Consider the following 10,921-nt stretch of genomic DNA (forward strand, 5'->3'; position numbering starts at 1 on the left):
GAGTTCTTCCGCCGAGCCTACTTGGGATGCCTTAGAGGTGGATCCCGCCCTCCTCACCCCCATGATGCAGCACTACGTAGAGCTGAAGCGGCAATACCCGCACGCCATTCTGCTCTACCGCCTGGGGGATTTCTACGAGATGTTTTTCCAGGATGCGCAAGTGGTGTCGCGGGAGCTGGAGCTGGTGCTCACCGGGCGAGAAGCAGGGGCCATAGGGCGGGTGCCCATGTGCGGGATCCCTTACCACGCCTTTGACCGCTATGCCGCCCAGTTGGTGGCCAAAGGCTATGCCCTGGCCGTCTGCGACCAGATGGAGCCAGCAGAGCAAGCCAAGGGCTTGGTGCGGCGGGAAGTGACGCGGGTGATCACCCCTGGCACCGTCCTCGAAGAAGAGCTGCTGCAGGCGCGGCAAAACAACTACCTGGCAGCCGTCGTGCGGCTCAAAGGATCGAAGCAGGCTCCCTGCCGCTGGGGCCTGGCCTACGCGGATGTCTCCACCGGCGAGTTCTGGGTGTGTCAGAGCGAGGGGCAAGAGCCTCTGGAGCAGGAACTGGCGCGGCTGCAGCCGGCGGAGATCCTGCTGCCCACCGAGGAGGGACTGGGCCTGGGTCTACTGCGGCCCGGGGATCCCCAGAAGCCCCTGGGTCTCCCCAACCAATACGCCTATACCCTGCGCCCAGCCGAACCTTTTGAACTGGCGGTGGCGCGGGAGAACCTCATGCAAACCTACGGCCTGCGCTCTCTGGAAGGATTGGGCTGTGAGGGGCTGCCCCTAGCTATTCGAGCGGCGGGGGGGCTGTTGCACTATTTGGAGGAGACGCAAAAGAACCTAGTGCAGCCTTCTCCCCAGGGAGGCCACCCGCTCCTGCCTCCCCCGCGCACCTACCAGCTCACGGACTACCTCATCTTGGATGCCCAAACCCGGCGTAACTTGGAGCTCACCCAGACCATCCGAGAGGGGGCTTTTGTGGGATCCCTGCTCTGGGTGCTGGATCACAGCCGTACAGCCATGGGGGGGCGCACTTTGCGGCGCTGGCTAATGCAGCCTTTGCGGGATTCGGAGCAAATCCGCCTTCGCCAAGACACCATCCAAGAGCTTTTGGAAAACCCTTCTCTGCGGGCCCGCCTGGGATCCCTTCTGGACTCTCTGTACGACCTGGAGCGGCTGGCCAACCGCGTCGGATCGGGCACCGCCAACCCGCGCGAGATGGTGGCCTTGGGATCCTCCTTGGGCAAACTGCCCCAGTTGGCCGAGCTGGTGGGGGAAGCCAAGACTCCCCTCTTGCAGAGCCTACAGCAAGTGGATCCCGCCCTGGTGGATCTGGGCCGCCGCATCGAGCACACCCTCCTGCCCTCGCCCCCGCCCATCCTTACCGAAGGGGGGCTGATCCGGCCCGGGGTGGATCCAGAGCTGGACAGGCTGCGGCAGCAGGTGGAGCAAGACCGCCAGTGGGTTGCCCAGTTGGAAAAAAGCGAGCGCGACCGCACTGGGATCCCCACTCTCAAGGTGGGCTTCAACAAGGCCTTCGGCTACTACCTCAGCATCAGCCGCGCCAAGGCCCACCAAGTCCCCAAAGAGTACATCCGCAAGCAAACCCTGACCAACGAAGAGCGGTTCATTACCCCCGAGCTCAAAGAAAAAGAGGCCCGCATTCTCACCGCCCAGACCGACATCAACCAGCGGGAATACGAGCTGTTTGTGCAGTTGCGCCAAGAGGCAGGATCCCGGGCCGAAGCCATCCGCCAAGTGGCCCAGACCCTGGCTGCTGTCGATGCCCTGTTTGGCCTGGCGGAAGTGGCAGTGCAGCAGGGATACACCCGTCCCCTCCTCACAACAGACCGCCGGCTGATCATCGAGGAGGGTCGCCACCCGGTGGTGGAAAAATCCCTGCCTCAGGGCCTATTTGTCCCCAACTCGGTGCAACTGGGATCCCCCCACGGCCCCGATTTGATCGTCCTCACCGGGCCCAACATGTCCGGCAAGTCCACTTACCTGCGGCAAATTGGGCTCATCCAAATCCTGGCCCAGATGGGCAGCTTTGTCCCCGCGCGGCGGGCAGAGTTGGGCCTCTGCGACCGCGTATTTACCCGCATTGGCGCTGTGGACGATCTGGCTACCGGCCAGTCCACCTTCATGGTGGAAATGAACGAGACCGCCAACATCCTCAACCACGCCGGCGAGCGCTCCTTGGTGCTGCTGGACGAGATTGGCCGAGGCACCGCTACCTTCGATGGCCTTTCCATTGCCTGGGCGGTGGCGGAATACCTGGCCACTCAGGTGCGCGCCCGTACGGTCTTTGCCACCCACTACCACGAGCTCAACCAACTGGAGACCTTGCTGCCCAACGTGGCCAACTTTCAGGTGGTGGTCAAGGAATTGCAAGATCGCATCATCTTCTTGCACCAGGTACAGCCTGGGGGGGCAGATCGCTCCTATGGCATCGAGGTGGGGCGCATGGCTGGCCTGCCGCAGCCGGTAATCCAGCGGGCCGAACAGGTGCTGGCCCTAGTGGAAAAACACAGCCGCATCGGCCTGGGCCTGCGCAACCAAGGAAAAAGCCAACCTGCCCAGAAGAACTCCAAAAAAGAGCCCGCTCCCAATCGCAGCCCCGATTCCGCCGTTGGGGATCAACTGTCTTTGATCCCAGCACCTCTCTCTCCCGATTGGCCTTAGACTCCCCTACCCCTAATCCAGATCCCGTTCTTGCAACCCCAGGGCTGCAGCCAGCCCATCCAGCTCATCCCGATGCCCCTCCACCCACAGGTGGGATCCAGAAGCCGTTGGCGTTCGTTCCCAGGACGAGAGCGGGACAGAGTCCTCGTCGGCTTCCTGCAGTTTCAGGCGGATTTGCTCCGGGCGTTGGTTGCGCCGCCAGTAGTACCAACCCGCCCAGGGGGAGGCCAGCACCACCATCCAGGGCCAAGCTCCCCACCCAGGCTCAAGGGTCTGCAGCACCAAGGCCAAACAGGCCAGCCCCGCCCCCGCCAGTCCCGTTAAAAAAAAGGTCAGCCCCACGCTAGCCTGACCCTGCCCTGCAAAGGTGGCGATCCCCTCGGCATCGGCGGACTGGAGACGATAGCCACGCCTTTCCAAGTGCTCCCGTAGAGCGGATCCCATTTCTTCCAGGCTGCGACTGCTAGAGTAGAGGCGACTCTCCACGCGATCCTTGCCCGCAGCTCGCAGAAAAAAGAATAGACCGATGGCCAATAGAGTCGTCAACGCCAAGGTTGAAACCTTTTCCCCCGTCAGCGGGGCTATGGCCAACCCAAGTGCCTGAGCAGAGCCCAGTCCGCCCAGAGGAAGGGGGTTGACCTGTTCGGGGAGTCTGGCTCCCCCACAGCTGGGTGGGATAGGTGAATGGGAACAGTTCATCGAATAGAATCGAATAGATTGGAATAGGCAAAGCAATTTACACGCTACCTTTGAAGTTTAGACCCTCTAGGATGGATGGGTTACTTCCCCCAAGGACGAGCTGCTGGGTTCACCCTGAGGGCAATACGCTTTTTCGCAGTGGCGGTGACGGTTGAACTGGGGGGATCCTACGCTGGCTCTCATGTCTCTGGGCTGAGAAATGCAACTATAATTAAGTTATGATAAGGGGCTCACGCTCTCCGTGTGACCCCTCCGCTGCTACTTCAGCCTTTCCCTATGGGGCATGGGCAGGAGGTCCGGTTGAGGAAGAGGTCAATGTATGATTTCCTCTGACTGCTGTAAGGCGTTGAGCAGGCGCGAAGTTACCGTTGGGGAACACTTAAGCTTAACTTGCTCCACATCACTGACCATTCCTCTCTCAGCCCACTGAACTGCTACCTCTGTCGCTACATCAGCAACACCCTACATGTCTAACTACGAACCTGAACTCAACGACATTTTGTTGGATGGACCCGCCGATCTCCTCGATGCTGCCGAAGAAGCAGAGGTGGATCTGGCCGATGGCGAGTTTCTGGAAGAGGAGCCAACCCGCCGCTCCACTGATCTGGTGCGCCTCTATTTACAGGAGATTGGTCGTGTTCCTCTTTTGGGGCGCGATGAAGAGGTGGCCCTGGCCCAAAAAGTCCAAGACTACATGAAGCTCTTGGATTTGCGCCTGCGCCTGCAGAAAGAGTTGGGACGGGATCCCACTCTTGCGGAATGGGTGGCCAAGGCTAACCAGTACCCCGAGTGGGCGCAACTGACCCCTGAAAAGCTGCAGCAGATTCAGCGGATTGGCAAGCGTGCCAAAGAACACATGATCAAGGCCAACCTGCGCCTGGTGGTGTCGGTGGCGAAAAAGTACCAAAACCGCGGCTTGGAGCTGTTGGATCTGATCCAAGAGGGTACGCTGGGCCTAGAGCGGGCGGTGGAAAAGTTCGACCCAAAAAAGGGCTACCGCTTCAGCACCTACGCCTACTGGTGGATCCGGCAGGGCATTACCCGCGCCATTGCCACCCAAAGCCGCACCATCCGCCTGCCCGTCCACATCACCGAGAAGCTGAACAAGATCAAAAAAGCGCAGCGCAAGCTCTCCCAGGAAAAGGGCCGCACCCCCACCATCGAAGACATCGCCTCCGAGTTGGAGATGACCCCGCCCCAGGTGCGGGAACTGTTGGTACGGGTGCCCCGCTCGGTTTCTCTGGAAACCAAGGTGGGCAAAGACAAGGACACCGAACTGGGGGATTTGCTGGAAACTGACGACATTTCTCCAGAAGAGACCATGATGCGGGAAGCCCTGCATCGCGATCTACAGCAGTTGCTCTCGGATCTCACCAGCCGCGAGCGGGATGTGATCCGCATGCGTTTCGGCTTGGGGGATGGGCGCACCTATTCGCTGGCGGAAATCGGTCGCGCCTTGGATCTGTCGCGAGAGCGGGTGCGGCAAATTGAGGCCAAAGCTCTGCAGAAGCTGCGTCAGCCGAAGCGGCGCAACCGCGTGCGAGATTACCTGGAAGCTATCAGCTAGTTCCGGCTTGCCCACTGGCTCCCCCAGCGTCCTACCCGTTTCCGCAGTCGGGCTGCTGCCCACTCCACTTCTGGGATCCGCAGGTAGAGAGCTCCGGCGGCGAACAAGCTTAGACCTAAACCCGCGGCCAGCCCGGCCCCAATGACGGCGGTGAGGAGCGGGGATCCCAACAGCTCCAGCGGGCGCATTTGCCTCCACAGCCAATGGCTGAGCCCCCCGGCCAGGACGGTGCTCCCCAGCAATGGCAGTAGGGCTTGTCCCATCTCCCGCCAAGGGATCCCTGGCAGGCGCTGGTGGAGGCGGATCCCCAGTCCGATCACGGCTATCAGGTTGACGCCGGCGGTGGCCAGGGCAATGCCCGGCGCTCCAAAAGCCTGCAAAAATAGAAAGTCCAGTAGGGCATTCAGGCCAATGGCCATGCTGCTAATGCGCAGAGGCGTAGCCCCATCCTCCAGGGCATAGAAGATCCGCACCAGCACATCCCGCAGCAGGTAACCGGTCATCCCCAGACCATAGGCCATGAGCAGGGCTGCCACCTCTTGTGTCACCTCCGGCGTAAAGCGCCCCCGCTGGTAGGCCACTTGGACAATGGGCTCGGCCAAAGCCACCAACAGCATCGACAGGGGCAGGGTCACAATTGCCGTAAGCATCAGCCCTTGGCGGATACGCTGGCGCAGCTCCGGCCAACGGGATCCATCCCCTGCCAACTGGGCATAGAGAGGCATCAAGGGCACCAGCACCATGTTGGAGAGGATCCCCAGCGGCGTTTGTACCAGAAGCTGGGCATATCCCAAGTTGCCGATGGTGCGATCCCCAGGTACGAAAGAGGCAAAAAACAGATCCACATAAACATTGATGTGGATCATCCCGGAGGAGATCACCGCCGGCAACATCAGCAAGCCCACCGCCCGTACCTGCGGGGATCCCCACTCAAAGCGCAGGCGCGGTCGCCCCAGCCCTAACCGCATCTGGAGCGGAATTTGGGCCAACCATTGGGCAATGGCCCCGATGAGCACGCCCCAGGCCAGCAAAGTTGGGATCCCCGTCCATCCCAGCGTGACCAGGATCCCGATCACCGCCAAGCTGGAGATCAGCGGGCTAAGGGCAGGCAAGGCGTAGTGTTCGGCAGCATTCAGCGCTCCAAAGCCGATGCCAATCCACCCCGAGAGCAAGGCCAAAGGGGCCATGATCCGCAGTTGCGCAGCGGCCAGAGCATGGACTTCGGGGCTGGCTCCCGGCGCATTCAGGCGCACCACCCAGTCCGCTCCCCACCAAAGGCCCAAGCTGACCAGCAGGAGCAGGCAGCCTACCAAGGTGGAAATGGATTCCAGCCAGGCAGCCGCATCCTCCCTGTCCCGATCCCGCTGCTTTTTGAGGACACTGACGATGGCGCTGTGGAAAGGGCCGTTGATCCCTCCCAGCAGAATCAACAGAAAACCGGGCAGGATGTAGGCTACCCCGAAGGCGCTGTACTCCGGCCCCGAGCCATACACTGCTGCAATCAAAGCTTGGCGAACGAAGCCTATGCCCTTACTGAGCAAGGTCGCCCCGGCCACCAAGCCCGCCACCGACACCAACGAACGGGATGGCCCTGCTGAAGGAGATCCCCCAGGGATCTCTTCCTGAGTGGCAGACTCCTCCATTACCTTGTGTCCTGCACCCCAACCACTGCCTCAACAACAAACTGATCCCGGATCCCTCTTTGAATCCCAGGAGCCGCTTCCCATTATCGGGAATATCGAACCCTTCTGGGCAATTGTCGGGCATTAGCTGGATCCCTTGGGCAGGCAGCGAGCTTGTCAGGCCAACAGTTGCCGTTCCTGTTCCAGTTGCTGCAACAGATGCTCATCCCCACGGGCTTGAGCAGAACGGATGCGCTCCTGCAGCCGGTGCAGCAGGTTCCGCCGATGGGTTTCCTCGACCAAGGTCATGAAGTGCTTCCGAGAGGAGACAGCCGCTGCCGGGCTCCCTTGCACCTCAGGGATCCCTGCCGTCACCCTTGCTCCAGGATCGAGGGCAATACCTCGATAGGTGAGGGGGAAAGACTGAGGCAGCGCCACGGCTAGGGATTGAGCTGGCCAGCTCCACCCCAAACCCCGGTGCCGAGCGGGCACATTCTGACGGCTTTGAATTACCCCAGAGGGATGCACAAACTCATGGGCAATGCCTTGATAGGTCAGTTGCAAAGGACTCCGTCCCGCTAATGTGAACAGCAAGGGCCCAGAAGCACCACCGCTCACAGCAGCTCGTCGATCAGCCGCAGCACCTGGTGCAGCTCAGCACCGGGGATCTTTTGATGTTCTAGGTTGATTTCCACCAACTGTTTGAGGGCAAGAAGCTTCAGGTTGGCCTCCACCGCCGCCACCGCAATGGCTTGTGCTGCCGGCAAATAGCCACTGGCCCCCAAATCCAAAAGGGCAGCCCGCCGCAGATGGATGTTGTGGTGATTCAACACCGACAGCAGGCGCTGAGCAAAAGTCGGATCCCCAGTGAGACGATAGCAGGCCCGTGCCGCCGCACATTGCAAACGGATGGAAGTGTGCTCTAGGTAGGGACAGATTGGCTCCAGAGCAGCGGTCACTTGCAGTTGTCCAAGAGCCTCGACAATGGCTTCTAGGGCGGCTTGGGCTTCCGTCTGCAGTCCTCGCTCCACACGGCGCAGCCCTTCTAGCAAAGCGGATCCCAGCTTTTCCACTTCGTCGGGATCCCTATGGAGGTTGTTGGCAAGGGCAATCTCAACCAGCGCCTGGGCAGCCGCTGCCACCACTTGGCCATCGGAGCAAGACAAAGCCGCCTTCAGGGGAGGGATCCCGGCGAGGGATCCCAGTTTACCCAAAGCACGAGCAGCGTTGCGCCGCAGCGGATATCCCCCTTGAGCGGTGCGATCCGTTTCATCGGCCAGGGCCTCGATCAGGGCCGGGATCCCTTCGACGATGCGCATGCGCCCCAGCCACCAAGCGGCATAGTAGCGTTCCCCCGGATCCCCGTGGCGCAGCTTGGCGATTTGTCCAGCCGGGGTGAGATCCACCGATGGATCGGGATCCAGAGGAACAGCAGTGGTCATGGAATCAACAACGGAGAGGACACCGAGAAGGGATCAAGCGCTGCGGACACTGACGATCTTGGCGCCCGATTTGAGCAACCGCTGCATTGTCGCCGACAGTTGATCGGCAGAGACGAAAATCTGCTGGTTGGATTTGCGCACTCGGCTGGAAGTGGCCAGCGCCGAAGGCGGATTCAGCAGCCGGGTCACTTCCACACAGAACATGCGATCCGACTGGCCCGTTGGCGGCCCCAGGTGTTTGGAAATGGGGCTGGGCGGCAGCAGCCCCCGCACCCCAATGCGGCGAATGGCCGGGGTAAACCCGGTGGCCAAAGGCATCATCAAACGGGGTCTGGGCCCTTGGGAGCGATCGTTGTTGGCGTAGCCCCCGTAGAGAGCGAAGAGATTGGTAAAGTCGCGGGTGGAATGAGCCTTGCGGTATTCAAACCCACGCGGGTAGGGGACGATGTTGTCTCCAAAAGCTTCTAGGTATTCTGGGCTGTCGATGTAGGAATCGATCTCCGCGCTGTGGCCGCCAGATTGGTAGATGTCCAAATGGCGGGCGATGTCTTTGGGGCTGGTGGGAGCGCGTCCCAGCAGATGCTTGAAATTGAGCTCGATGGCCCGGGTTTGCGAGTTGGGGTAGAAAAACCGCTTTTTGTAGGCTTCGGACTTGGCGATCCATCGCACAAACTCCCGCACCGTCAGGCTGCCCTGGCGCAGCAGCGATTCCGCACTGGCTAGCTCCTTCCTATCGGCCCCAAACAAATGGTCGTTGCCCAGCACCTGACGGTAGATGGCCCGCAGCACCGCATTGAGCTGATCCTGGCTGGCGTTGGGGCGCAACTCCAGTGGGGTGGTCTCCGTAATGCCCCGGATCCCCATCCGGCTTGCCGCTGTAATTGCACTCATGCTAATTCCCCCGATTGAACTGAATGGACACAGATTGAGAACAAGCTTGCGTTTAGGGTCATTTCGATTCAAGCTAGGACATTGTACCCACACCTAAAGTGTTGGTTGCGTCGTCGCGTCGGCGTTGCGGAGCAATAATGCAGGGGGCCAAAAGGCTTTTCAAGGACTCCGTCCCGCTGGCGCGATCAATAGCCCAGGCGTCTCACCCTAGCCTGAAACGACTGTAGAAATCGAAAACTAAAATTAGAAATCAAAAATCGGCAGCCCCAAGCTGCAGAAGAGCAACAGTGGCGCCTTCCTATTGGGGAGACTGATCCGCAAACCCACGTGGTCAAACGTATCTCTCCGCAACGTAGCAGGCTCACCACCGTTGCCCTCAACAACCTTCCCTCGCCATCCCCCCTGGTTTATGGGATGAGCCAACTGGCTAGCCGGCGTCGCCCTTTTAGAGGGATCCCAAGCCAAGGGTTTAGCTGAGCGCGTTGATGGCGTAGTCGATGTAGGTGTTGGCTTCGGTGGCCGCTTGCCCGGTCAGGCCGTGGTTGGCTTTGATGTAGCGCAGGGCTTCGATGAACCAACTGGGGGAGAGTTCAAAAGCGGCGTTGATTTCGCGGATCCCGGCCAACTGATACTCGTCCAGAGGACCGGTGCCACCGGCTACCAAGCAGTAGGTGATGTAGCGCAGGTAGTGGCGCACGTCGCGGGCGCACTTGTCTTTGCCGGCTTGGGTGTGGCACTGCCCACCGGGTTGGGTGGTGTAGGGGAACTTGGCGTAAACGGCTTCGGTGGCACCGCGCACCAGCTCGTCGGCACGGCTGCTCAGAACTCGAGCGGCTTCCATGCTGGCGGCAGCCCGCTGAAAACGGCCATTGATGGCCTGCAATTCGCTGTTGCTCAGGTAGCGCCCTTGGCTGTCGGCAGTGGCGATGGCGTCAACAATTGGGGTTTGCATGATTCAAAACGCTCCTTTACTTAACTCAAGCTCAATGCAAAAAACAAAGCAAAAGATTCAAAGTCTCAACTGCAAAATCGCTGCAAAACAGGTTACTTTTCTAGGGATCCCCTGCCAACCCGAGTTGTCTTAGATCCCAGAGAGGTCTTCACAACTGGATCCGGACACAACAGAAACTTCAGTCCACAAGGGATCAAACCACAGCGGCAGCAGCGCGATCGAAGTAGGATTCGATTTCGGCAATCAGAGCGCTGCAGTCCCCCCGGGTGATGCCGTTGGGGTCGTTTACCACCGCCACCGCAGCCTTTTTCATCTTTTGGATGCCGTTGGCCACCGAGCTACCGGGGGTGCCCAAGGCTTGATAGGTTTCCCGCAGGCCGTTCAAGCAGCGCTCGTTCAGCACACTGGCATCTCCGGCTGCCACGGCGTAGGTGATGTAGCGGAGAATAATGTCCATGTCCCGCATACAGGCAGCCACATTGCGGCTGGGGTAGGCAGGCCCACCGGGAGCGTTCAAATTGGGCTCCTCGGCAAACAACTGACGGATGGCATCGGTCACGATCTTGGAGGCATTGCTGGTGAGGCGGTTCACAGCATCCAAACGCTTGTTCCCCTCAGCAATTACCTGCTGGAGAGCGGCAAACTCGTTCTCTCCCAAAAAAGCGCCTTTGGAGTCAGCTTGGGCAACAACTTTGCCAAATACATCGTTCATGGTTTTGAATCTCCCTAGCGAAAGTAAAAGAGGTTATGAATCCACATTCCCTGCAACGGCCCAGAGAGCACCTGCCGGCCAGGAATGCAACACTGCTTGGATCCCCAGTGCCGAGAGGTGCTGTTTAACTCACAGAACCGCCGACGGGATCGAAGCCGATAGAACCAAGATGAGCAAGCGAAGCTCGCTCCCAGATCCAGGCCTTCATCCAAGGGATCGGACTTGGGCTAAGGAGCCTCAGCCGCTGCTGGCAACCTCAACTGGGCAGACGAGGAGAAGCTGGCTCGCCTTGTTTCCAGTCTTTTTCTACCGCGAAGGCAAGAAGCGATGAAATCAAAAAATGTAAATCGGCTTTACCTCGC

The 10,921-nt window shown here is 60.0% G+C and carries 9 protein-coding genes; 2 read left to right on the forward strand and 7 right to left on the reverse strand.

Going from position 1 to position 10,921, the window contains the following annotated elements; genetic code table 11:
* Positions 1-61 precede the first annotated feature (61 nt).
* On the forward strand, positions 62-2,674 hold the full coding sequence (gene mutS, locus NW837_RS13640; protein WP_414332162.1) for a DNA mismatch repair protein MutS: 2,613 nt from the start codon (positions 62-64) through the stop codon (positions 2,672-2,674).
* 12 nt (positions 2,675-2,686) lie between these two features.
* Here the strand turns inward: mutS and NW837_RS13645 are convergent, their stop codons facing one another.
* The gene (locus NW837_RS13645; RefSeq protein WP_414332156.1) at positions 2,687-3,265 is read right to left on the reverse strand and encodes a cofactor assembly of complex C subunit B; all 579 of its coding nucleotides are present in this window, start codon (positions 3,263-3,265) and stop codon (positions 2,687-2,689) included.
* A 574-nt stretch (positions 3,266-3,839) separates the two neighbouring features.
* Here NW837_RS13645 and sigC point away from each other — a divergent pair.
* The gene (gene sigC / locus NW837_RS13650) at positions 3,840-4,940 is read left to right on the forward strand and encodes an RNA polymerase sigma factor SigC (protein ID WP_414332157.1); all 1,101 of its coding nucleotides are present in this window, start codon (positions 3,840-3,842) and stop codon (positions 4,938-4,940) included.
* On the opposite strand, the gene murJ is transcribed toward sigC, so the two are convergent.
* The 6 genes from murJ to NW837_RS13680 all read right to left on the reverse strand — a co-directional run bounded on the left by murJ (position 4,937) and on the right by NW837_RS13680 (position 10,559).
* Positions 4,937-6,583, reverse strand: coding sequence for a murein biosynthesis integral membrane protein MurJ (gene murJ / locus NW837_RS13655; RefSeq protein WP_414332158.1), 1,647 nt, complete (start codon positions 6,581-6,583; stop codon positions 4,937-4,939). The genes sigC and murJ overlap by 4 nt on opposite strands.
* 156 nt (positions 6,584-6,739) lie before the next feature.
* Positions 6,740-7,126, reverse strand: a complete 387-nt coding sequence (locus NW837_RS13660; RefSeq protein WP_414332159.1) for a hypothetical protein — start codon at positions 7,124-7,126, stop codon at positions 6,740-6,742.
* A gap of 50 nt (positions 7,127-7,176) precedes the next feature.
* Positions 7,177-8,004 carry a HEAT repeat domain-containing protein gene (locus tag NW837_RS13665; RefSeq protein ID WP_414332160.1) on the reverse strand — a complete coding sequence of 276 codons (828 nt, stop codon included), beginning with the start codon at positions 8,002-8,004 and terminating at the stop codon, positions 7,177-7,179.
* Positions 8,005-8,037: 33 nt separating this feature from the next.
* Positions 8,038-8,895, reverse strand: a complete 858-nt coding sequence (locus NW837_RS13670) for a phycobilisome rod-core linker polypeptide (RefSeq protein ID WP_414332161.1) — start codon at positions 8,893-8,895, stop codon at positions 8,038-8,040.
* Positions 8,896-9,364: 469 nt separating this feature from the next.
* Positions 9,365-9,847 carry a phycocyanin subunit alpha gene (locus NW837_RS13675; RefSeq protein WP_011434281.1) on the reverse strand — a complete coding sequence of 161 codons (483 nt, stop codon included), beginning with the start codon at positions 9,845-9,847 and terminating at the stop codon, positions 9,365-9,367.
* A 193-nt stretch (positions 9,848-10,040) separates the two neighbouring features.
* A complete protein-coding gene (locus NW837_RS13680; RefSeq protein WP_011434282.1) occupies positions 10,041-10,559 on the reverse strand; it encodes a phycocyanin subunit beta in 519 nt (172 codons plus the stop codon).
* Positions 10,560-10,921: the final 362 nt, after the last annotated feature.

The organism is Synechococcus sp. R6-10, from assembly GCF_047461815.1.
In the GTDB taxonomy this organism is placed as follows: domain Bacteria; phylum Cyanobacteriota; class Cyanobacteriia; order Thermostichales; family Thermostichaceae; genus Thermostichus.